This is a genomic window from Sorangium sp. So ce128 (assembly GCF_051525245.1).
GTDB lineage: Bacteria > Myxococcota_A > Polyangia > Polyangiales > Polyangiaceae > Sorangium > Sorangium cellulosum_B.
In genome coordinates, this window is sequence record NZ_CP150313.1 from 7570651 (window position 1) to 7594607 (window position 23957).

General features: G+C 71.6%; 10 protein-coding genes. 8 read left to right on the plus strand and 2 right to left on the minus strand.

The annotated features are described in order from the left end of the window. The first annotated feature begins 14 nt into the window (after positions 1-14). From WME82_RS28650 to WME82_RS28670, 5 genes are all read left to right on the plus strand, one after another. The gene (locus tag WME82_RS28650; RefSeq protein ID WP_438037891.1) at positions 15-3542 is read left to right on the plus strand and encodes a kelch repeat-containing protein; all 3528 of its coding nucleotides are present in this window, start codon (positions 15-17) and stop codon (positions 3540-3542) included. Between the two features lie 187 nt (positions 3543-3729). After that, a complete protein-coding gene (locus WME82_RS28655) occupies positions 3730-5001 on the plus strand; it encodes a radical SAM protein (RefSeq protein WP_438037892.1) in 1272 nt (423 codons plus the stop codon). Next, positions 4998-5963, plus strand: coding sequence for a hypothetical protein (locus WME82_RS28660; protein ID WP_438037893.1), 966 nt, complete (start codon positions 4998-5000; stop codon positions 5961-5963). The genes WME82_RS28655 and WME82_RS28660 overlap by 4 nt, the downstream gene beginning before the upstream one ends. Before the next feature lie 251 nt (positions 5964-6214). After that, complete coding sequence (locus WME82_RS28665) at positions 6215-7108, plus strand: glycine zipper family protein (RefSeq protein ID WP_438037894.1); 894 nt, start codon at positions 6215-6217, stop codon at positions 7106-7108. A gap of 183 nt (positions 7109-7291) precedes the next feature. Further along, positions 7292-9505 carry a hypothetical protein gene (locus tag WME82_RS28670; RefSeq protein ID WP_438037895.1) on the plus strand — a complete coding sequence of 738 codons (2214 nt, stop codon included), beginning with the start codon at positions 7292-7294 and terminating at the stop codon, positions 9503-9505. A 201-nt stretch (positions 9506-9706) separates the two neighbouring features. On the opposite strand, the gene WME82_RS28675 is transcribed toward WME82_RS28670, so the two are convergent. Both WME82_RS28675 and WME82_RS28680 read right to left on the minus strand, forming a co-directional pair. Beyond that, on the minus strand, positions 9707-11098 hold the full coding sequence (locus WME82_RS28675; RefSeq protein WP_438037896.1) for a hypothetical protein: 1392 nt from the start codon (positions 11096-11098) through the stop codon (positions 9707-9709). Between the two features lie 112 nt (positions 11099-11210). Beyond that, complete coding sequence (locus tag WME82_RS28680) at positions 11211-14144, minus strand: DUF4215 domain-containing protein (protein WP_438037897.1); 2934 nt, start codon at positions 14142-14144, stop codon at positions 11211-11213. Positions 14145-14627: 483 nt separating this feature from the next. Here WME82_RS28680 and WME82_RS28685 point away from each other — a divergent pair, with 483 nt between their 5' ends. The 3 genes from WME82_RS28685 to WME82_RS28695 all read left to right on the plus strand — a co-directional run bounded on the left by WME82_RS28685 (position 14628) and on the right by WME82_RS28695 (position 23938). Then, positions 14628-20285, plus strand: a complete 5658-nt coding sequence (locus tag WME82_RS28685) for a DNA repair ATPase (RefSeq protein ID WP_438037898.1) — start codon at positions 14628-14630, stop codon at positions 20283-20285. A gap of 315 nt (positions 20286-20600) precedes the next feature. Further along, entirely contained in the window at positions 20601-21803 is a 1203-nt protein-coding gene (locus WME82_RS28690) for an FIST signal transduction protein (protein WP_437739689.1), read from the plus strand. A 701-nt stretch (positions 21804-22504) separates the two neighbouring features. Next, positions 22505-23938, plus strand: a complete 1434-nt coding sequence (locus tag WME82_RS28695; protein WP_438037899.1) for a hypothetical protein — start codon at positions 22505-22507, stop codon at positions 23936-23938. The last annotated feature ends 19 nt before the right edge of the window (positions 23939-23957 follow it).

Genomic DNA, 23957 nt, shown 5'->3' on the forward strand with positions numbered 1-23957 from the left:
GAGGCCATCGGGACATGAGATCGATCGGAAGGCTCGGGAGCGCCGCTGCCTGCGGGTTCGTCATGCTGTGCGCGAGCGTCGCGTCGGCGGCCACCGCGCCGTCCTGGGAGAGCGTGCCGCCGATGATCACCCCACGGGGCGAGCATACGGCCACGGTGCTCCAGGACGGCAGGGTGCTGGTCGCGGGTGGATACCCGGAGCTGGACGAACCGCCCTCTACGACGAGAGAGGCGATGAGCCTCAAGGCGGTCGAGATCTACGACCCGGCAACCAGGACGTGGTCGCCCGCGGCGCCGCTTCTCCAGGCCCGCAGCGGACACGCGGCCATCCTTCTGCCAGACGGCCATGTCCTCGTGGCCGGCGGCAGGATGAGGAACGCAGCGGCGCTGGGAACGTCCCTGCCTTCGGCCGAGATCTACGACCCGATGAGCGACACCTGGACGCCTGCCGGGCCGCTGTCGATACCCCACCCCGCGCCCTCGATGATGCTCGCCGGCGGCAGGCCGGTGCTCGTCGGCCTGGGCTGGGACTTTGCGGATCACAACATGGATGGCGCGGCCGAGCTGCGCTATTACATGAATTCGGCCATCTACGACCCGGAGTCGCGCGGCTGGGCGGAATTGCCGTTCTGCAAATCCGTGGACCGGTACACGACGTACGGGCCCAGTCCCGTGAGCGCAACGCTGCTCCAGGACGGCCGGGTCATGGTGACCGGAGCCGGCTGCAGCCTCTATGATCTGGAGACCGGGATCTGGACCTGGGAGAACGGGGCCGTAAGGCCGACGACCCAGCACGAGGCTCCAAGCGCGACGACGCTCCCGGGCGGCGGGGTCCTGGTCCTGGGAGGCATCTCCGCCGGTCCGGGCCCGGCTGATCCTGGCTTCTCACAGGTCTATTTCCCGCAGGACGATCGATGGGCGCCGACCTCCGGGTCGTATGCTCCGGCCTCGACGCCGTGCGCTGCGGGCGGCTCCGGCATCCGGGGAATGCGCACATCGCTGCTCCCGAGCGGAAAGGTGCTGCTCACGGGAGGTGTGGAGCCCTGTTTTGCGCAGGGGACGAGAGACCTCATTTTTCCCTTCCACGCGACCCGGGCGATCTTCGACGAGGCGACCCTCTCCTGGTCGAGCCTCGATCTGGAGCCGCCCGTCACCATGGCGCGCGCCCGCCATTCCTCGACGCGGCTCAACGACGGTAGCGTGCTGATCGCCGGCGGCTACGTCGACGCCACGACCGCCACGGCCTCTGCCGTGCTCTTCCGCGAGCGCTCGCCGCTCGGCGCGGCCTGCGAGACGGACAGCGACTGCGGGAGCGGCTCCTGCGCGGACTCGGTCTGCTGCGACGCGGCCTGCGCCGGGTCTTGCGACGCCTGCGCGGCGGCCTCGGGAGCGTCGCAGGATGGCGCCTGCACCCCGCTCACCGGCGTCGCCTGCGACGACACGGACGCGTGCGTCATCGGGGGTGTTTGCGAGGCGGGCGCGTGCGTCGGCGGCGCGCCCGCGCCGGACGGGACCCCGTGCAGCGACGGCGACGTGTGCTCCGCGGCGAGCGCTTGCGTGGGCGGGGCCTGCGTGGGGTCGAGCCTCGCGGTGTGCCTGCCCGTCGACGACTGTCATGAAGCGCCGGTGTGCGACCCCGCGGCGGGGTGCGCGGCGCCCGCGTCCGCGAAGCCGGACGGTGCGCCCTGCGACTTCGCCGGTTCCGCGGAGGGTTGGGAGGTGACGGGGCGGATGGGCGTCCTCCTCAACCTGCCTGCGGCCACGCTGCTCCAGGATGGAACGCTGCTCATGATCGGACTCGGGGAGACAGGCAATCCGCCGCAGGCGGGCAATGTCTGGCTCCGCTACGACCCGAGCGCGGGCTCGTGGCAGCCCCCCGAGAAGCTGGATGGGCTGAAGCTGCCGTCGAGGCTCGTATCGCTTCCTGACGGGACGGCCCTGGGGCTCCCCGATCGCCCGCTCCGGCGCCCCTCGCCGACGATGCGATTCGACCCTGACACGGGCGTGTGGACGCCGGCCGCGAGCAGCACCGGGCCGCGCCTTATCACCCGCGCGACGGTCACGCCGCTCGCGGACGGCCGGCTGCTCGTCGCCGGCGGCGACAACAACGTCGACGCCGGCGCGGAAAAGGTCGAGATCTACGACTCCGTGACGGACACGTGGACCCTGGCGGCGCCCATGAACGTCCCGCGAGGCCTCGCCACGGCGACGTTGCTGCAGGACGGCAGGGTCCTCGTCGCGGGCGGAGACGAGGACTCCCCGAGGGTGAGCGCGGAGATCTACGACGCGGCGACCAACACGTGGACGCGCGTCGCCTCGATGAACTGGAGCCGCCAACAGCACGCGGCAACGCTGCTTCTGGACGGCCGGGTGCTCGTCGTCGGGGGACGAGGAGGGAGCAGCAGAAGCAACCTGGAGATGGCCGAGATCTACGATCCGGCGCGCGACACCTGGACCTCGACGGGAGCGACGGTGGAGCCACGGCACTACCCCACCAGCGCGGCGCTCCTCCCCGACGGCAGGGTCCTGGTGACGGGCCTCCCGTCCGCATCCAGAGCCACGGACGGTGCCTTCACGGCCGAGATCTACGACTCAGCGAGCGACACCTGGACGCTCGCGCCGGCGCTGGACGTGAGGGCTCAGAGCGCCGTGGTGGAGCGGCTCCACGACGGCCGTATCCTGATCGCCGGCGGCGGTACGACCTATCAACGTCTCGACAATGCGTGGCTCTATGTCACAGCGCGGCCGGCGTCGCCCGGGATGTGCCAGAGCGGCGCCTGCGTACCGGGCGGAGGCGGGAGCGAGAGCGCTGGCGCGGGGGGCGGCAGCGACGGCGCCGGCGGCAGCACCACGGGCGAAGGCGGCGGGGCCGTGAGCGGCGGCGGCGGTGCAGGCGGCACAGCCGCGGGCGGCAACGGCGGAGGCGGCGGCGGCAGCGGCGGCGCCAGCAACGGCGTGGGCGGCGGCGACACCAGCAGTGGCATCGGCGGCGGCGCCGGCAGCGGTGTCGGTGGTCATCCGGAGGGCAGCGGCGGCGACACCAGCAGCGGCATCGGCGGCGACGCCAGCGCCGGCGTCGGTGGCAATCCAGGCGCCGGCGGCGGCGGCGGTGGTCATCCGGACGGCGGCGGCGGCGATGGTAGCAGTGGCGTGGGTGGCAATCCAGGCGCCGGCGGCGGCGACGTTGCCAGTGGCACCGGTGGCAGCCCAGGCGGCGAAACCAGCGGCGGGGGCGAAGGTGGCGCTGGCGGCGAAGGTGGCGCTGGCGGTACGACCACAGGCGGCCAAGGCGGTGACACCAGCGATCAAGGAGGCGCCACATCCAACACGACCGGCGCCGGCAACGATGACCCCACGACCACAGGCGCCGGCGCGACGGGCACGCAGAGCAGCGGCGGAGGTGAACTCCCGAGCGCAGCAGGGGGCTGCGCCTGCCGCACGGCGACTGGCCCTCAGGAGACACCGGCCTGGCTGCTCGCCCTCGGGGCGCTCGCCGCCACGCGGCTTCGCCGGCGCCTCGCAAGGCCCCGCCGCACCGCCTGAGCTCTCGAGAGCACGTGCGCAAATCGCCCCCTGGCTCGTCCCCACTCCCGCGGATCATTTCGTCCTCGCAAGAGCCAGGCGCATGGCGATGGCCGACCTCGGGCGTGCGCCCGCAGCGCCGTGAGCCTCGCGTCCGCCCCCTCGCGTCCGGTTGACTCGACTCGGTGACTCCTCGACCATGTCGTCCATGGTCCCCTTCGTTGCCTTCATTCCGCTGTCGAACTGGCTGCGGGGCTTCGATCGCTACGGGATGCGTTACTCGAAGGCGTTGATCCGCGAATCGACCTTCCCCGACGCTTTCTACATGCTGAAGGAAGACGAGCCCTTTGCGCCCGGGCTCGAGAAGGCGCGGAGGCTCGTGACGAAGCTCGGGCGGCCGAAGGATCGCGTCGTGGCGCTGCGGGCGCGGCTCCCCGTCGGGCCCGACGCGATGCGCCCGAACGACGTGACGGGCACGGGCATCGGCTGGCGCTGGCCGGCGAGCGAGATCCCCTTGAGCGGCGTGGCGTGGGTCGATGCGCATGGCGCCCTCGTCCCCACCCGGCACGAGGAGATCACCGCGGAGGCCTTTCGCCTGGAGGGCGCCGGCCTCGTCGACTGGGCGAGATGCCGGCCGCGGAGCATCTCGGTGCTGCCCGTCGCGAATGCTTGCCAGGCGCGTTGCGCATTCTGCTTCTCGAAGGCGAGCGCCTCGGATCTCGCGCGCCAGCGGAGCGCCACGCTGGAGCGCTACCTCGACTGGGCGAAGCGCGCGAAGGAGCGCGGCGCCGAGCGCGCCGTCATCACCGGCGGCGGCGAGCCGACGTTGCTCGAGCCCGAACGGCTCCGCGCGCTCGTTCATGGCCTCTCCGAGCTCTTCCCGAAGACCCTCCTCATCACGAACGGCGCGCGACTCGCCCTCGCGCAGGTCGAACGGCTCCGGGACGCAGGGCTCACCACCCTCGCGGTGAGCCGGCACGGCGTGACGCGCGAAGACGACGCGCGCATCATGGGGATCGAGGTCGACTCCGGCGCGCTGGGGGGCGCGCCGGGCCTCCGCACGCGGGCCATCTGCGTGCTCCAGCGCGGCGGCGTCGACGACGCCGCGAAGGTGCGCGCCTACCTCGAACGGAGCGCCGAAGAGGGGTTTCAGGAGGTGTGCTTCAAGGAGCTCTACATCTCGAGCCTCTCGGAGAACCCGTGGGCGCCGAGCGCGGCCAACCGGTATTGCGAGGCAAACCGGGTGCCTCTCTCGCTCGTGCTCCACACGCTCGCGGACCTCGGCTTCGAGCGATGCGCGGAGCTCCCCTGGGGGAGCCCGGTCTTCGAAGGAACCATAAGAGGCCGCGTGCTCCGCGTGGCCGCCTACACCGAGCCATCGGTCGGCTGGGAACGGACACATGGCATCGTCCGCTCGTGGAACGTGATGGCCGACGGGTCCTGCCTCGCCTCCCTCGAAGATCCGAGCTCCACGTTATGAAACACGAAGCGTTTCTCGCGCGCCGCGCCGAGCTCAGGGCCACGCGTCCTTCGCTCGTCGATCTCTCGGAGCTCAACGTTTACAGGAGCCTCGCGCGTTTCTTCCCGGCCATCGCGCCCTCGACCCACCCGGAGGCGCCGTATCGCTGTCACCTCGCGGAGCGGTTCCTCGCGCACCTCGATCTCCCGCAGGCGCTCAAGCCACGCACGCAGGTCAGCCACGGTATCCGTCGCTCGCTTCGCGCGTTGTTCGAGCTCCTCGCGAAGCGGGAAGCACGCGTCGGTGTCCCCGCCGACGTCTACCCCGTCTACCAGCAGCTCGCGGCCGAGGCGGGAGCGACCCTCGTCCCTTGGAATGCTCGCCTCGGGTTACCCGTCCTCGACGGGCTCGACGCGGTGTTGATCTGCGAGCCCCTGAAGCCGTGGGGCTCGCACCTGTCGCCGCTCGAAGCGGCCCAGCTCCGGCGCTGGGCGCGCGCGGACGAGCGGCGGATGCTGATCCTCGATTCGGCCTATGCGACGCCGCCGACGGAGCAAGCACGGGCGCTGCTCGACGACGGGAGCGCGATCCTCCTCGCCTCGCTGTCGAAGGGCTGGCTCATCCCGGATCACGCGGGGCTCTGCATCGTGCCCGAGCGTTTTCAGAAGGAGGCGCGGGACGCCTTCGCGAAGCTGCCGAAGGACGAGCCACGGGTCCGAATCGGATACGCGGCGCTCACCGAACATGCCTCGCGTCCGCGGGAGGTCGGCGCGATCCTGAGCGAGCGCGCGCGCAGGCTCGACGCGCTGACGAGCGCGAGGCCCGAGCTGAAGGCTTCCCGGTGCAACGGCTACTTCGCGATCTCGGCGAGGTCGTTCGGCGAATTGCTCGAGCTCGGGATCCTCGGCGTGCCTGCGCCGGTCTTCGGCGGTCCCGAGGACCTCAGCGTGCTCTCGAGCCTCGAAGGCCAAGAAGCTCGCTGAGCCGCGGCGCTCGGTATATGGATACTCGTCGAGTCGGCGTCGCCTTTCCATGAGGGCCGGCTCGCGTCTTGGTTATGCGATCCCCGTAGGCCCCCTGTAGGGCGGCTCGCGATAGGCGCCTGTCCACGCATGTCAAGCCTTTTCGGCCGCACGCCGGGCGACCGAATTTGGCCCCATCCCTCCCCTCCTTGTGATCCTATCGGCGACGCTGGTCGCTGGCGCCGCATCCTGCGCCCTGCCCGCGTCTGTCTATGGCCGAGGTGCTCGCCGCATCGCTCGCGTTCCCTGCCGTGATCTTCACGGTCGCGCTCGCGCTCGCGCTCATCTACTGGCTGTTCGTCCTCCTGGGCGCGGTCGATCTCGACCTGCTCGGCGGCGCCCACGGCGACGCGGCGCCCCACCTCGGCGGGCTCGAAGGCGCCGCCAAGGGCGCGCTCGAAGGTGCCGCCAAGGGCGCGCTCGAAGGCGCCGCCAAGGGTGCCCTCGAAGGCGCCGCCAAGGGCTCGCTCGAAGGCGCCGCCAAGGGCACGGCGGACGGGGCCGACGGCGCGCAAGACGCCGGCTCGCTCCTCGCCGCGCTCCAGCTCCACCGCGTGCCGGCGACCGTGTCGCTCACGCTGATCGCGACGTTCGGCTGGTTCACGAGCGCCCTGTCGACGGTGCTCGTCGAGCCGCTCTGGCTCGGCTGGGGGCTGCCTCGCTGGACGCTCGGCGTCGCGGTGCTCGCCGGCTCGTTCGCCGCGGCCGTGCTCTCGACCTCGCTCGCGGTGCGGCCGCTCGGCCCGCTGTTCGTGACCCGGCACGGCCAGTCGAAGAAGGATCTCGTGGGCCGCGTGTGTGTCATCTCCACCGGGCGCGTCGACGAGCGCTTCGGTCAGGCGACGATCGACGAGGGCGGGGCGAGCCACATCCTCGACGTCCGGTGCGACACGCCCGGCGCGCTCCGCCGGGGTGACCGCGCGCTGCTCGTGAGCTGGGACCCGGACCGAGAGATCTTCAGCGTCGAGCCGCTCGACGCCCTCCTCGGCCCTCCCCCTCCCCTGGCCGCGCGGGGTGCGTCCCGCGTGGAAGCACGCCCGGCCGGCGTCGAGGAGGACGACGCGCCCGCGGCGCGCGCAGCGGACGAGCGGCAGCGCCGCGGCTGAACGCCGGCGCGGGCGCCGCCGCTGAACGCCGCTGTCGGGCGGGCGGTTTCGTGTACGCTCATCCCTTAGGGGGCGTCGTTCGGCCCCCGACCCGGCTCTGAGCGGGCCTGGCCGTCCGACCCTCACCGACGTGAACGCGGGGGCCGGCGACCTCCCCTCCACCGAAACGCGAAGGAGCTCCGCGTGCCCCCTGTGACCGTCCCCTTAATCATCGTCCTCGTCGGCGTCCTCGCCTTCGTCGCCCTCGGGATGCTGGTGATGTACGCCAAGTTCTACCGCCAGGTGGATCAGGGCAAGGCGCTGATCATCAACACGAGAGGCCAGGACCCCATCGTCACCTTCACCGGGACGCTGGTGCTGCCGATCATCCACCGCGCCGAGTACATGGATATCTCGGTCAAGACGATCGAGATCGACCGGCGCGGCAAGGAAGGCCTCATCTGCAAGGACAACATCCGCGCCGACATCAAGGTCACCTTCTTCGTGCAGGTGAACAAGACGCAGGACGACGTGCGCACGGTCGCGCGGACCATCGGCTGCGTCCGCGCGTCGAACCCGGAGACGCTCGAGCAGCTCTTCGCCGCGAAGTTCTCCGAGGCGCTCAAGACGGTCGGCAAGCGCCTGAACTTCGAGGACCTCTACAAGGAGCGGCAGAAGTTCAAGGACGACATCATCGACGTCATCGGCAAGGACCTGAGCGGGTTCGTGCTGGCCGACGCGGCGATCGACTACCTCGAGCAGACGCCCATCGAGCTGCTCGACAAGGACAACATCATGGATGCCGAGGGCATCCGGAAGATCACCGAGCTCACGGTCGCGCAGAACGTGCTGACGAACGAGCTCCGCCAGAAGGAGCGGATGGAGATCGGCAGCCAGAACCTGAACTCCGACGAGGCCATCTTCCGCTTCGAGCAGCGCCGGGCCGAGGCCGAGGCGAAGAAGGCCAAGGAGATCGCGGTGGCGCAGGCGCGCGAGCAGAACGAGGCCGCGCGCATCGTGAGCGACGAGCGCAAGAAGACGGTGCTCCTCCAGGAGAAGAACGACGAGGAGGCCTTCGTCGCCCGCGAGGCGAAGGAGCGCGGCGTCTCGGTCGCCCAGAAGAACAAGGAGCGGGAGGTCGCGGTCGAGACCGAGCGCGTCGAGAAGGCGCGTCAGCTCGAGATCGTGAGCCGCGAGCGCGACGTGACGCTCCAGCAGATCGCGCGCGAGAAGGAGCTCGAGCTCCAGAAGAAGGACATCGCCGACGTGGTCCGGGCGCGGATCGCGGTCGACAAGACGGTGGCCGAGGAGGAGGAGCGCATCAAGGACGTGCGCGCGGTGGCCGAGGCGACGCGCCTCAAGGACGTGACGCGCATCAACGCGGAGGCCGAGGCGCAGGAGCAGCTCGTCAAGCAGCTCAAGGGCGCGGAGGCGAGCGAGGAGGCGGCGAAGTTCCGGGCGCGCGAGAAGCTCATCACGGCCGACGCCGAGCTCGAGGTGAGCGACAAGGCCGCGCGCGCGAAGATCCGCCTCGCCGAGGGCCTGCAGGCCGAGTCCGCGGCCGAGGGGCTGGCGCGCATCCGGGTGAAGGAGGCCGACGCGCAGGCGATCGAGAAGCAGGGGTTCGCCGAGGCGCGCGTGGCGCTCGAGAAGATGAACGCCGCCGCCGCCGGCGAGGAGAAGCAGGGCCTCGCGCGGGTGATGGTCAAGGAGGCCGAGGCGATGGCGATCGAGAAGCAGGGGCGCGCCGAGGCGACGGTCGCGAAGGAGCGGCTCCTCGCCGAGGCGGCGGGCATCGAGCAGAAGGGGCTCGCGGCCGCGCGGACGCGCGAGGCCGAGGCGCTCGCCCTGGAGAAGACGGGCCTCGCCGAGGCGACCGCGATCAAGCAGCGGCTCCTGGCCGAGGCGGCCGGCACGGCGGAGAAGGCGGCGGCGATGAAGGCGCTCGACGGCGTCGGGCGCGAGCACGAGGAGTTCCGCCTCCGGCTCGAGAAGGAGCGGGCGGTGGAGCTCGAGTCGCTGCGCATCCGGGCCGAGATCGCCAAGGCGCAGGCCGAGATCCTGCACGGGGCGTTCGAGCACGCGAAGATCAACATCGTCGGCGGCGACGGGGCGTTCTTCGATCGCTTCGTCAAGGCGGTCACCCTGGGCCAGTCGGTCGACGGGCTGGTCGACCAGAGCGCGACGGTGCGCGCCCTGGCCGGCGACTACCTGAACGGCAACGCGAGCGTCACGGAGGACCTGAAGCAGCTCGTCGCGCCCGGGGGAAAGCCCTCGGATGGCACGCTGTCGGGGCTCCTGACGTCGCTCCTGCCGAGCGCCGACGCCGACGGGAAGAAGAAGCTCGAGGCGCTTGCCCAGAAGGCGCGTGAGCTCGGCATCGACGAGCTCGCGAAGCTGCGCACCCCGCGCGCCTGAGCGGCGCTCCCGCTTCGGATACCGGCCCACCTCGATGTTTTCGGTGCTCGGCGTTCATGAGTACGCCTGCGCGCCGAAAACGCCGATCTGGGCCCGTCTCCTGTGCGGGAGAGCACCGCTCGGAGACGGTGCGGGTGGGAGAGAGATGATCGGCAGTCGTCGATCGCTACCGACCTCCCACCCCCATCAAGACACGGATCGCTACTGGTTCCTCGTCACGTGGATCACGGCGGCGAGGCACATCTCGTCGAGGGTGCTCTCGCCGAGGTGCACGTCCACCGGGGCGGGGATGTGCTGCTCCTTGAGCGCCTTCGCGAGGAATGGATTGCTGTTCGAGTTGTCGTACGTGCAGCGCATCGTCAGCAGGTCGCCGCCGCGGAGGCGCGGGAGCTGCTCGATGGGAGCGTCGTAGTAGAACCCGCGCTGCCACGAGAAGTCCCACCTCGGCGTCTGCACCAGGCACTGGTCCTCTGGCTCGCCGGCGGCGCCCTCCTCGCGCTCGAGGGTGACCTTCATGTCCGTGCCGACATAGTGCATGTGCGTGCCGGCGCCGTAGAGGTACATCTCCGAGAGAGACACCGCAGCGGGCAGCCTGAACTGCATGGTCTCGACATGATCCGTCTCGCCGGCGGGGATCAGGAACTCCACGCCATCCGCGTCGTTCGGCCCGGGGAGGAGGCCGCGCCCCTGCGCGAAGGGAGACTCGAAGTTGCCGATCAGCGCGATGCCCATGAGCCACTCCGGCACGCCCTGGGTGAAGCGCAGCTGGAGGCGCGTCGCGTCGGGCTCGGCGGTCGTCCCGGCCGGGTGATAGTGGACCTGCATCACCAGCCGCGCCCCCGCGGGGAGCTCTGCGCCGATGTTCGGTTCGAGCTCGATGGGGACGCCCCCCGGCGCCCACGCGGCGACGAGCTCGCCCGAGAACCCGGGGCCGCCAAAGCAGTCGTATCCGCCGTGCTCATCCACGAGCGCGTCGGTCGCGCCATCCCTGTCGATGAACACGAGCGCGTGGTGCACGACCTTGCTGTTGCCCGGCACGAGGTGCACGCCGTTGATGTACCGCGTCTCCGTGAGCCCAGGATCCATCACGAAACACCGGAACTGGTCGGCATCGCCGCTCGCGACGAACGGCTCCTGCGGCGCGACCTCCAGCTCGACGCCCGGCAGCCCCGGCGCCTCGGCCACGAACGGGGGCGGCGCGTCCGCCGGATCCCCCTCGGGAGCCCCCGATGCGGCCCACGCCTCGAGGACCGCTATCTCCTCCTCCGTCAACCGGAGATCGTCCTTCCAGCCGTGAGGAGGCTGGCACTCGTCCGTCTCCATCGCACCCCACGGCGGCATCGTGCGCTCCCGCGCCGAGCGCGCGAGCAGGCTGGCCACGCTGTGCGCGGAGTCGTACGCCGTCAGGCTGAACGGGGCGATGTTGCCGGGAGAATGGCAGCTCATGCAGTGCTTCTGCAGCAGCGGCTCGACGTCTCGATGGAACGTCGGAGACGCCGCCGTGGAGCCCGGCGCTTCCTCGCCGGAGCACCCGAGAAGGAACCCCGGAACGAGCGCAAGCAACGTGAGCGCGCCAGATGTCGAATTTCGCATGGTACCCCCTTTTCGATAGCTCGCGTGGTACGTGTCCTGAGCCGTCGAGAGGGGAGCGCGGCGGCCCCAGGCGAGCCGCCGCGCTCCCGTCGCCGTCAGGGCTCGCGGTGGATCAGTGGACCTCGTTGTGGCACGTGGCGCTGCAGTCGTCGCCGCTCGCGGTGTTGCCGTCGTCGCACTCCTCGAACGCCGTCTGCCGCACGCCGTCGCCGCAGTGCGGGCCGAACACGCAGCCCGGAGCGCACTCGCCGTAGCCGCCGTCGTTCTCGCCGTCGTCGCACAGCTCGGGCGGCGCCTGGGTCACGCCGTCGCCGCAGCGCGGGCCGTACACGCAGCCCGGAGCGCACTCGCCGTAGCCGCCGTCGTTCTCGCCGTCGTCGCACTCCTCGCCGAGCTCCCGCTGCACGCTCCCGTCGCCGCAGACGGCGCCGATCCGGCAACCGAGGCAGCCCATGCTGCCGTCGTTCACGCCGTCGTCGCACTCCTCGCCCCACGCGTCCTGGGTGACCCCGTCGCCGCACTTCGCCGCGTCGCCGCACTCCGGCGTGCACCCGCCGTAGCGGCCGTCGTTCACGCCGTCGTCGCACGTCTCGTTGGGCTCCTGGACGACCGCGTCGCCGCACCGCGGCCCGATCACGCACTCCGGAGTGCACCCGCCGTAGCGGCCGTCGTTCACGCCGTCGTCGCACTCCTCGCCGAACTGGCTGTCGATCTCCTCGTCCCCGCAGCGGGGAGCCGCCACGCAGCCCGGCGCGCACGCCTCGGAGCCATAGCCGCCCAGGTTGGTGCCGTCGTCGCAGATCTCGTACGGCGAGGTCGTCACCCCGTCGCCGCAGTAGAGCCCCAGCGTGCAGCTCGTCGAGCATTTCCCGTACCCCGCGCCGTTCTCGTCCTCGTCGTCGCACTGCTCGTCGGGCGTGACGATGCCGTCGCCGCACACGGGCTCGCAGACGGACGAGGCCGCGTTGAAGCCGCCGAGCGTCAGCTTGTAGCTCGACGCCGTGGTGTGGCGCTCCGCCTGGAACACGACGACCTCGTAGACGCGCCCCTCCGTGAGGCCGAGGTCATCCATGCGCACCGTCCCGCGATCGTCCTCGACGCCGGCGACCTCGCCGGTCCCCATCGGGGTGTGGATGCCGCCGAGGTCGATGCGGAGCCGGTTGTTGATGAACACCCAGACGTCGTCGTCCCCGTAGAAATCGAGCCGCTCCCCGCCGTGGTACTCGAACCAATAGCGGACCTCGCTCGTGAAGTAGAAGTTGTGATTGCCCGCCACGGCCCAGTCGTTGAACGGATCGCGGGCCTCGCGGTTCGCCTCGCGCTGCGCCACGGGCACCGACGGGTCCTGCCAGCCCTTGCCGTCGAGCGGGAAGAACAGGTGATCCTCGAAGAGGAACACGCCCGACGTCCCGACACGCGCGAGCGGGAGCCAGTCCACGACCGTCTTCGAGAGGTCCGAGTCGTTGTACCAGCGGTTGAAGTCCGTGGCGTTCGTGAGGAAGGCGTTCGGCCGCGCCGCCGCGAACTGGGGCTTGCCGTCGGCGCCGAGCGCGCTCTGCACGATGCCCGTGACGATGGCGTCCGGGGGGTTGGTCCCGGGCTCGAAATTCGGCTGACCTGCCTTGAAATCGCGGTACACGATCGGCACGCGGAGCTCGTCGCCCAGGGTCGAATCGTTCCTGCAGCTGTACCCCGGCTCGATCGTGCACGCGCTCGAGCAGCCGTCGCCGCTCCTCGTGTTGCCGTCGTCGCACGCCTCGTCGCCGAGCCGCAGCCCGTCGCCGCAGGCCGACGAGCACCCGCTGTCGCCGCAATCCGGCTCGACCTGGCAGAACGGCGTGCAGCCGTCGCCGAGGTTGGCATTGCCGTCGTCACACGGCTCCGAGCCCTCCCTCTTCCCGTCGTTGCAGAGGGTATCGCGGCAGACGTAGCCGCCGGGCGCGGACTGGCACACGAGGCCAGGCTCCCACTTGCAGGTGGCGTCGCACCCGTCGCCATTCGTCGTGTCGCCGTCGTCGCAGTCCTCGCTCGCGACGACGCGCCCGTCACCGCAGACCGCCGTGCAGCGGCTCCCCGCGCGCGCGCAGTCGAACCCGGCCTCGAGGCCGCAGGTCGACGAGCAGCCGTCGCCCGAGAGCGTGTTGCGGTCGTCGCACGCCTCGCCCACGCCGATCTGGCCGTCGCCGCACACGACCGTGAACGTGCAGTGCACGCCGTCCGGGCACTTCCAGCCGGCCTCGACAAGGCAGCTCGGCGAGCAGCCGTCGCCGGGCTCCGTGTTCCCGTCATCGCACCGCTCGGTCGGCCGCAGGCGGCCGTCGCCGCAGCGCTCGACCGGCTTGCAAGGCTGCCCGGGGACAGGGCACGTGACGCTGCCGGGGTCCTCCAGCGCGCAGACCTCGGAGCACCCGTCTCCGGACACCGTGTTCCCGTCGTCGCAGCTCTCCCCGCCCGAGACGCGCGCGTCGCCGCACGAGTGGAGCCGGTAACACGGCTCCCCCGGCGTCCGGCAGACCCAGTCGCCCGGCTCCCTCTGGCAGCGATCGTCGCAGCCGTCGCCCGAGGCGGTGTTCCCGTCCTCGCAGCTCTCGCCGGGCTCCACCGCCCCGTTGCCGCACGCGATCGTCGTGTGACAGAGCTCCCCGGGCTCGCAGACGCAGTACGGCTCCACCTTGCAGGCGCCAGAGCAGCAGTCCCCGGGGAGGCTGTTCCCGTCGTCGCACGCCTCGCTCCCCTGGTTGATCTCGCCGTCGCCGCACGCCGGCTCCACCGCGTCGCACTCCGGCGGAGGATCCGGCGATTCGCAGGGATCGCCCCCGGCGCCCCCGCTCCCGCCCGATCCGACCGTCATGAACCCGCCGAAGCTCCCGCTGCTGTCCTCGCCGCCGGTGCCTGCAGCCCCGCCGCCGCCCGCGCCGCCCTCGCCGCCCACGCCGCTGCCCGTGCCGCCCTCGCCGCCGCCGCCCTCGCCGCCGCCACCGCAGGCGACGAGCGGACCGGCGAGCACGACGAGGAGCACGGAAGTAAGTCTCTTTCCCAAGCCCATCGACGCCACCATCCCAACTTGCTTCAGAAGGTCGTCACGCTGTCCAAGCCACGCCGCGAGGCGCCTCGACGAGGTGCGCCGCTGGAGGCGGAGTGAGCGCACGTCGCACAGGCGCGCGCTCGCATCGACATGTGGGTCGCCCTCGTTCCCGCCTCATCGCAACGCAACCACCCCCGTGGAGCAAGCGGATTTCGCGGCATAGCGGGTTCCCGACGCGCCGCCCGTCGGTGCGCGACGGAATCCGCCGGCGGCGCGGCGGCGCGGCGGCATGGCGGCACGCGAACAACGGCGCGGCGGCGGCGCTCGGGCTTGACATCCCTGGAAGACGTCCCGCCGAGAGCGCCGCCTCGCGCCCCGCCCGCCGCGCGGTCGCCATCTCGCCCCCCGGACGCGGCGAACGGCTGTAACCTGGCCGCGGGCAGGCCGAGGCCCGCGCGGATTCGACGCGGGGGCGGGCCTTTCGGCTGACCACACGGAGCATGCATGGTGTCGACAGGGGCCTTGGACGGCGCGGCCCGAGCGGCGGGGGCGTCCCCGCCGCAGACGGCGGAGCCGCTGGATGGGGGCAATTACGAGGTCATCCGGAGGCGGCTCGTCGAGCGCGCCGAGGAGCTCGCCCGCCGCGCCGAGGCGCTCAACGCGCGGCGAAAACAGGTGTTCGGCGGCACGGACCTCGCGCTCCTCGAGAACGCCCGCGTCAGGACCGAGAACAACTGCGTGCCGCGCGACATCGTGAGCATCCGGGGCAAGCTGCTCGTCGGCTACCTCGTGTTCATGGGGCTGAAGGAGGTCAACGTCGGCGACGTCTTCAGCCTCCACCGCTTCGCGAAGGACGGCGGCGCGTTCGACCTGTCCCACGTGCCGCTCGACGAGGGCGAGGCGTTCCTCGGCGACCCCAACTTCGTCAAGGAGTTCAAGGACCTCCACCGCTACGTCAAGGAGCCCCGGCTGCTCCAGCTGCGCCGCAGCGGCGACACGCGGCTGCTCGCCATCTTCCAGGTCGGCGCGACCGAGCGCGACACCAAGGTGTTCCGGTGGAGCATCGACGCGACCGGGCGCATCCGGTACCTCGACGCGCGCGGCGACGAGGACAACGTCCGGCCGCGCGCCCACGACTTCGCCTGGACCCAGGCCACCCGCGACGACCACGTGCAGGGCAAGCACCCGCACGTCGCGATCCTCGGCGAGATCTTCGTCGAGACGGTCGGCGGCGATCTCACGGTCAAGGTCGAGAACAACACGACCACGGGGCTCGGCATCTACCGCGAGCCGGTCGACGACGCGGGCCAGGCGCTCGACGACGCCGACATCCAGTACGCCCGGCTCGGGCCGCTCATCCTGCTCAAGATCAAGCCGTTCCGGGAGCCCTCGTACCGCTACCTCGTCTACAACGGCCGCACCCGGAAGGTCACGCGCATCGACGCGATCGGCCTCGCCTGCCTGAGCCTCCCCGAGGACCAGGGCATCGTCTTCCCGAACGGCTACTACCTCATCACCGGCGAGACGAAGCGCTTCGAGGGCAGCACCGAGAGCCTCGTCTTCGAGCGGGTCATCCGCTCTCCGAACGGGGAAGACGTGCTCTACGTCTTCCACCAGGTCGTGGAGGGGCGGTACGTGCTCTTCCCGTACAACCTGATCCGCAAGGAGATCGCGACGCCGATCCAGTGCCACGGGTACAGCCTCTTCGACGACGGCAAGATGGTGATCTTCCGGGCGTCGAGCGACGAGGCGACCCGCGTCCACCCGATGCAGATCTGGCAGACGCCGTTCATGACCGCGGAGTTCGCGGCGTCGGCGCCGACCGACGGCTCGTACCTCGCGAAGGTGGGCAACGCCGACCTCGTCCGGGGGATCTCCGACGCGCTCAGCATGCGGCGCGCGGCGCTAGACGGGTCGCCGACCCGGCAGACGTACGAGGATCTCATCAAGACCGCCGAGCGGATGGCCGACGCCTACTACTGGCTCGGCCACGCCGAGGCGGGCGATCTCCTGTCCGTCGTGAACGAGCTCCGGGGCGTCTCCGAGAGCATCGTCGACGAGTTCGAGAAGGTCGAGGGCATCAAGGCGCGCGCCGCCGCCGCGCTCGCCGAGGCCGAGGCGGCGCAGCGGCAGCTGCTCTCCGGGGTGCGGCCCGAGGACGCGGCGAGCGTCGACGCGTTCCTGAAGGCCCTGACCGCGCTGCGGCGGCAGCGGGGGCACCTCATCACGCTCCGCGAGCTCAAGTACATGGACCTCGGCCGCGTCGACGCGCTCGAGGCCGAGATCGTCGCGCGCGCCGACGAGGTGAGCCAGGCGTGCGTGACGTTCCTCCTCGGCGAGCAGGCGTTCCGCCCGCTGGCCGACCGGCTCGCGGGCCTCATCGCGAAGATCGAGGCCGTCGCGAAGTCGCCCGAGCTCGCGCCGTTCGCCGCGGATCTCGACGCCGTGAACGAGGGGCTCTCGGTCCTCGCCGAGATCGTGGCGAGCCTCAAGGTCGACGACCCCACGGCGCGGACCCGGATCCTGGAGGGGATCAGCGAGGTCTACGCGCAGCTGAACCGCGCGCGCGCGACGCTGAGCGCCCGCGGCAAGGACCTGCGGGGCGCGGAGGGGCGCGCGGAGTTCGGCGCGCAGTTCAAGGTGTTCGGCCAGAGCGTCTCGAGCGCGATCGCGGTGTGCGACACGCCCGAGCGCTGCGACGCCGAGCTGTCGAAGCTGCTCGTCCAGCTCGAGGAGCTCGAGGGGAAGTTCGGCGAGTTCGACGAGTTTCTGGGCGAGCTCGCGGCCAAGCGCGAGGAGGTGAACGACGCGATCGCGGCGCGCAGACAGGCGCTGCTCGACGAGCGGCAGCGGCGCGTCTCGAACCTCGTCGCCGCGGCGGACCGGATCGTCCAGGGGGTGGCGCGGCGGGCGCGCACCTTCGCGGGCGTGGACGAGCTCAACACGTACTTCGCGTCCGACGCCATGGTCGCGAAGCTCCGCGATCTCGCGGCCGATCTCCACGCGCTCGGCGACAGCGTGAAGGGGGACGAGGTCGAGGCGCGGCTCAAGTCGGCGCGGCAGGACGCGCTCCGGGCGCTGCGCGACCGCGAGGACCTGTTCGAGGGCGGCGGCGACGTCATCAAGCTGGGCCGCCACCGCTTCAACGTGAGCACGCAGGCGCTGGAGCTCACGCTGGTCCCGCGCGGCGACGGGCTCGCGCTGCACCTCACCGGGACCGACTTCTTCGAGCCGATCGAGGACCCCGCGCTCGAGAGCGCGCGCGATCTCTGGGGACAGGAGCTCGCGAGCGAGACCCCCGAGGTCTACCGGGGCGAGCTCCTCGCGGGCTCGATGCTCGCGGACGCGGAGGCGGGGCGCGGCGGGCTCTCGACCGAGCGGCTGCGCGAGGCGTCGCTCGGCCCGGGCGGGCTGCTCGGCGCGGTGCGCGCGTACGCGGAGGGCCGGCACGACGAGGGCTACGAGCGCGGCGTCCACGACACGGACGCGGCGCTGCTCCTGGAGAAGCTGCTCGCGCTGCGGTCCACGGCGGGGCTCCTGCGCTTCGGGAGCGCGCCGCGGGCCCTCGCCTGCCTGACCTGGGCGGGGCTCGACGCGCGCGCCCGGGACCTCGCGCACCGGCGGTCGCGGAGCCTCGGCCGGCTCGCGGCGCAGCTCGGCGAGAGCGAGGCGCGGGCGGCGCTCGCGGCCGAGCTCGCGCAGGGCGTGGCCGCGGCGGCGGCGGCGCATCGGCTCGAGGCGAGCGCGGCGGACGTGCGCGTGGCGGCGCGGTACCTCGTGGAGGAGCTGGCGGCGGAGCGCCCCCGGTTCGTGACGAGCGACGCGGCGCTCGCGCTGCGCGACGCGCTGCTCGCGCGCCTCGACCTCGCGGGGGGCCGCGCGGCGTTCGAGGAGGACCTGCGGCAGCTCGAGAAGCACCCGGCCGAGCGGCTGGAGCTCGCGCTCGCGTGGCTGCGCGGGTTCGCCGCGGTCGCCAACGATGGGGGCTCGCCCGGCAAGCCGGGCTCTGCCCCCAAACCCCCGGGCCCTGCGCTCAGCCACCTCGCCCTCGAGGCGGCGGTCATCGTCGTGACGGAGCGGCACATCGAGCGGGAGCCGAGCGGGGCCGTCACCGAGGCCCGCGTCGAGGGGCTGCTCGGGCAGCACCCGCGCATCAAGGAGCGCGCGATAGCGCTCCGGCTCGACGAATTCCTGAGCAGGATCGAGGACTTCCTGCACGAGAGGGCGCCGCGCTACCGCGCCTACAGGAAGGTGAGGAGCGAGATCGCGGAGCGGGAGCGGAAGCGGCTGCGCCTCGAGGAGTTCGCGCCGCGGGTGCTCACGTCGTTCGTGCGCAACCGGCTCATCGACGAGGTGTACCTGCCCCTCGTCGGCGCGAACCTGGCGAAGCAGCTCGGCGCCGCGGGCGACGTGAAGCGCACCGACCTGATGGGCATGCTGCTGCTCATCTCGCCGCCGGGCTACGGCAAGACGACGCTGATGGAGTACGTCGCGAGCAAGCTCGGCCTCGTGTTCATGAAGGTGAACGGGCCGTCGCTCGGCCACGAGGTGACGTCGCTCGACCCGGCCGAGGCGCCGAACGCGACGGCGCGCCAGGAGGTCGAGAAGATCAACCTGGCGTTCGAGATGGGCAACAACGTGATGCTGTACCTGGACGACATCCAGCACACGAACACGGAGCTGCTCCAGAAGTTCATCTCGCTCTGCGACGGGCAGCGCCGGATCGAGGGCGTGTGGCGGGGCCGGACGAGGACGTACGACCTGCGCGGCAAGAAGTTCTGCGTGGTGATGGCGGGCAACCCGTACACGGAGTCGGGCGCGCGGTTCCAGATCCCCGACATGCTGTCGAACCGGGCCGACACGTACAACCTCGGCGACGTCCTCGACGGCAAGGAGGCGCTGTTCGCGCTGAGCTACCTGGAGAACGCGCTCACGTCGAACCCGACGCTCGCGCCGCTCTCCGGGCGGGCGCCGGGCGACACGCACAAGCTCATCCGGATGGCGCAGGGCGAGGCCATCGCCGCGACGGAGCTCGAGCACGGCTACTCGGCGGCTGAGGTCTCGGAGATGGTCGCCGTGTTCGAGCGGCTCTTCCGGGTGCAGAAGGTGCTCCTGTCCGTGAACCTCGAGTACATCCGGAGCGCGTCGCAGGACGACGCCTTCCGGACGGAGCCGCCGTTCAAGCTCCAGGGCAGCTACCGGAACATGAACAAGCTGGCCGAGAAGGTCGTGGCGGCGCACACGCCCGAGGAGGTCGACCGGCTCATCGACGATCACTACGTGAGCGAGTCGCAGACGCTGACGACGGGCGCCGAGCAGAACCTCCTCAAGCTCGCCGAGCTGCGCGGCCGGATGACGCCGGAGCAGGCGGCGCGGTGGGACGAGATCAAGAAGGGCTTCGTGCGCATCAAGCGCATGGGCGGCAAGGAGGACGACCCGGTCGTGCGCGTGACCGGCACACTGTCGATGCTGGGCGAGCAGCTGGAGGGCATCCGCGGGGCGATCGGGAAGGCGGCCGCGGTGGCGCAGGCGGGGGACGCGCGGGCGCGGGAGATGAAGCAGTGGCTCGCGCCCGAGATGGAGCGGCTCTCCACGGCGCTCAAGGGGGCGGCGCAGCCGCGGGTCGACGTGAAGGTCGAGACGGATCGCTCGGTGTCGGAGTTCGTGGGGCACCACCTGTCGCTGGTGGAGCGGCTCGTGGCGCCGCTCGCGAAGGCGACGACGCAGAGCGCGTTCGGCATCCGGGCGATCGAGGCCCAGATCTCGGAGCTCGCGCAGGGGCTCCGGTCGCTCGACGAGAAGGTCCGCGCGGCGGCGCGCCCGCAGAGCCAGCCGCCGCCGCCGCGCTTCGAGGCGCGGGTCGGGGCCGCGTCGCCGGCGAACTTCTACCGGACGGCGCCCGCGGCCGACGTCGTCGACCACGGCGGCATCTTCGTGCCGACCTTCCGGCCGCCGCCGGCGCGCGGGACGACGGTGGCGCTCAAGATCCCGTTCGCGGAGGGCGGCGAGATCGACGCGGTGGGGGTGGTCGAATGGACGCGCGAGGCAGAGGAGGAGGGCCCGCCTGGGTTCGGGGCGCGCTTCGTGCGGCTCTCGGGCGAGCAGCGGGAGCTCGTGGAGGGGTTCGTGCGGCAGCGGGAGCCGATGCTGCTCGGCATGTGAGCGCGCTCGCAGAGACGGCGCTCGTACGCTCTGCTGTCGACGCCGCGCGACGCCGCGCTCGCGCGCAGGGCGGAGCATCGCGCGGTGCTCCGGCGCGGAGGTATGCGGCCCGAACACAGCATCCGAGCTGAGCCGAGGCTGCCCGATGCTCGTCACCCGAGCGAGCGGCCGCGCACACCCCTCTATCGCGCGCCCCTCTATGAGGAGTAGAGCGGCCTCCCTCGTGCGTGATATCACCGTCATGACGCGGTTCGTCGGCGATGGCCTGGATCCGAAGCCCGCGCTCCGGCGCCGGGCACTCAGGAGCTTCAGCGCATGAAGATGATGACCCTCGGACCCTTTGACGGGAACGCGTGGCTGCTCGGCCGGAAGATCGAGCGGACGGTCGCGGAGTGGAAGGAGCCCGCGCGGCTCGCGATCGTGGCCATGCCGAGCGGGACGAAGCACGAGGAGTACCTCGCCGCGGTCGAGGACGCGACGGGCGTTCCGGTGGTCGGAGCCACCACCGGCGGGGTGTCGTTCACGGAGCGCGGCTTCAGCAGGAGCGGGGTGACGTGCGCCTTCCTCGGGGGAGCGAACGTCGAGGTGGCGTGCACCGCGGCGCGCGAGCTGCGCTCGGATCACGGCAAGAGCATCAGGGCGGCGCTGAGCGACATGGACGAGGCCGTCTCGAGCGGCAGCGGGCGGAGCGGGGCGACGAGCTCGATCCTGGTGCTGGCGGACGCGTTCGCGTGCGACGGCGACGATCTGGTGGCCGCGCTCCGCCAGGGCGTGCCGCCGCACACGCGCGTCTTCGGCGGGACGGCGGGCGACGGGTGGACGTTCGAGGGGGCGCGGGTGTTCCTCGGCCGCAAGGTGCTTACGGACGCGGCGGTCCTCGTGCGGCTGACGCACCGGCAGCGGGTGAACATCGACGTCGTGCACGGGTTCCGCGCCGCCGAGGGCGGGCGGGATTTCACGATCACGGACATCGAGCGGAACGTGCTCAGGACGCTGGACGGGCAGCCTGCGGCGCGTGTGTACGAGGAGGAGCTCTCGCGGCTCGGCTTCCGGTCGAGCGGCGAGGGGCTCCTCCAGACGATGGCGAAGCACGCGCTCGGGGCGAAGACGCCGTTCGGCGAGTCGCTGAAGATCAGGTCGCCGATCGCTATCCGCGGAGACGGCGCGGTGGTGCTGACCGGGGGGCTGGCGCGCGGGCAGGTGGTGCGCGTCGTGAACGCGGCGACCGACGCGGTGCTCCAGGCGGCGAAGAGCCTGTCGACCAAGGTGCTGGGGCCGCTGCCCGGGGTGGCCGGTTCGCTGGTGTTCGACTGCGCTGCGCGGTTCCGGATGCTGGGCGAGCGGTACCGCGAGGAGGTGCGGGCGTTCCTCTCGCCGAACGCGGCGTCGAACCCGATGTTCGGGATGGCGTGTTACGGGCAGATCGCGAAGTTCGGGGGGAGCGTCGAGGGGTTCTACAACACGAGCGCGGTCATGGTGGCGTGGGGGGAGTCGGACCAGGCGACGGCTGGCGGGTGAGCTTTGCCGGGCTGACGAAGAGGCGGGGCGGCTCGTTGCGCGTGTGGGGGCTTTTCTGAGCTGACCGGCCCGAGGCGAGGCAGCTCGTCGCGCGGTGTGGGGCCCCGCCGAACTCGCCTGAGCCATCTTTCATCCGGCTTCACCGGATGAAAGATGGTTATTGGGCTCGAACATCGGCCTGAGCAGACGAGCTGGGTCTGGTCAGCCGACGGACGATAGACGCCCTCGACGTTCACGAAGGTGCGATGTCCATGCACGGCCGTTCGTGGCACGCGCCATGTTTGCACCGCGGCGAGCGTGACACCGGACCACCATCGATCGCGAGACACCTGCAGGGGAGCGACGCCGCTGGACGTCGAGCTGCGTCCGGCGCGGCCTACCCGATGCGGTCCGTTCACGGCGCGCTGGCTCCGCCGCGAGAGGGGCGGATGTCGAGGCTGAAGAGGACGGGTGGGTCGTCAAGGTGCTCGACCTCGGCGTCGCCAGGAACCTCTCGTTCAACGGCGGACTCCACACCATGCCAGGCGGGGCGGTCGAGTCTCCGCTGTACATGAGCCCGGCGCACGTCGTTCGCTGAGCATAGGACAGTGACACGGAGGAGTGACTTCATGCGATGCGATCCGTTGGAGAAGGCTCATCGATTCCGGTGCGCCGCTGTGCTCGCCGCGGCATTGTGCGCGACCGCGTGCCAGCGAGCGCGAATGTACGAGGAGCCTGAAGGACCGAGGCCGGTCGTCGGGTGCGACGTGTTCGCGAGCGCGAGCGCTGCGCCTGGAGGCGCCGGGACGCGCGACGCTCCCTACGCGCGCCTGCAAGAGGCGATCGACGACGCGAAGGGCGGGACGGTTTGCGCATGCGCCGGTCAGCCGTTCGCCGAGGCCGTGACGCTGCCCGCGGGGATCGAGGTGCGCGGCGACTTCACGTGCAATGGAGAGTGGAAGCAGAGCTCGGATGCGAGGAGCACGATCGCGGGGCCGGCGGGGCAGGTCGCGCTGACCCTGACGGGCGACGCGGACGGGGCGAAGGTGCATGGATTCGTGATCTCCGCGGCGAGCGCGACGGAGCCTGGCGGGTCGTCCATCGCGGTTGCCGTGGCGGACATCGCGGCCGAGCTGAGCCACCTCGAGGTGCGGGCCGGCGACGGCATGCCCGGCGCCGACGGTGAGCCGGAGGCGACCGCGGCAGACGCTGGGGGGGACGCTCCGACAGAGGGCGCGCACGCGCCGACGAATGCCTGCGTAGTTCCCGCGCGCGGTGGTGAGTCCGGACGGATGACGTGCGGTGACGTGGTCACCGATGGTGGCCCGGGCGGGACCGGGGAGACGTCGCCCTTTTCCGTGAGTCTGCCCTCCACGCCCGCGCAACCCGGTGAGGGCGGCAAGCCGCTCGCGAGCACGCCCCCGGACGGATTTGGAGGCACGGTCGACGCCTCGGGAACCCGCCAAGCCGGCATCGCCGGTGCCACTGGCGCCAGCGGGACGCCTGGCGAAGGCGGCCATGACGGGAGGCTGACCCTCGCCGGCATCACAGACGGCGACGGCGCCCCCGGCCAGCCCGGCAAGCCGGGCCAGGGAGGCGGAGGGGGAGCTGGCGCACGCGTGCTGGGCGTCGTTTGTACCTTCATCGACGGACGTCCGGCAGACGGCGCTGCCCCGGGCGGTGGGGGTGGAGGCGCAGGCGGATGCGGCGGCAAGGGTGGCGCAGGCGGGAGAGCCGGCGGGTCCAGCCTCGGAATCGTGAGCATGGGGATGAAGCTGGGCCTGGCCGATGTGACCGTCACGGTGGGTCATGGCGGCAAAGGAGGAATCGGCGCCGCAGGACAGAGCGGCGGAGAAGGGGGGCGCGGTGCGCCGGGCGGCACGAACCGGAACGATGCGAATGCGCCCGACAACGGGGCTGGGGGGAACGGCGGTCGTGGCGGCAATGGCGGCCCCGGAGGCGGCGGGCGCGGCGGACATGCGATCGGCATCGCCTACGACGCCGCCCCTGCTGCCGTGCCGTCGTTGACGGCGTTCATCCCCGGAGAGCCGGGTGAAGGCGGTCTGGGAGGACTCGAGTCGTCATCCAGCGCAGGCCACGCCGGCGTCAGCGCCGCCTGCTGGAGCTTCAAGACAGGGACGCGCTGCGCGCCGTGAGCCGCGGCCGCCGCCACGC

Coding starts and splice junctions, on each gene's coding strand:
- WME82_RS28655 (WP_438037892.1), top strand. CDS start 3,730: ATGGTCCCCTTCGTTGCCTTCATTCCGCTGTCGAACTGGCTGCGGGGC.
- WME82_RS28695 (WP_438037899.1), top strand. CDS start 22,505: ATGTACGAGGAGCCTGAAGGACCGAGGCCGGTCGTCGGGTGCGACGTG.
- WME82_RS28685 (WP_438037898.1), top strand. CDS start 14,628: ATGGTGTCGACAGGGGCCTTGGACGGCGCGGCCCGAGCGGCGGGGGCG.
- WME82_RS28690 (WP_437739689.1), top strand. CDS start 20,601: ATGAAGATGATGACCCTCGGACCCTTTGACGGGAACGCGTGGCTGCTC.
- WME82_RS28680 (WP_438037897.1), bottom strand. CDS start 14,144: ATGGGCTTGGGAAAGAGACTTACTTCCGTGCTCCTCGTCGTGCTCGCC.
- WME82_RS28665 (WP_438037894.1), top strand. CDS start 6,215: ATGGCCGAGGTGCTCGCCGCATCGCTCGCGTTCCCTGCCGTGATCTTC.
- WME82_RS28660 (WP_438037893.1), top strand. CDS start 4,998: ATGAAACACGAAGCGTTTCTCGCGCGCCGCGCCGAGCTCAGGGCCACG.
- WME82_RS28675 (WP_438037896.1), bottom strand. CDS start 11,098: ATGCGAAATTCGACATCTGGCGCGCTCACGTTGCTTGCGCTCGTTCCG.
- WME82_RS28650 (WP_438037891.1), top strand. CDS start 15: ATGAGATCGATCGGAAGGCTCGGGAGCGCCGCTGCCTGCGGGTTCGTC.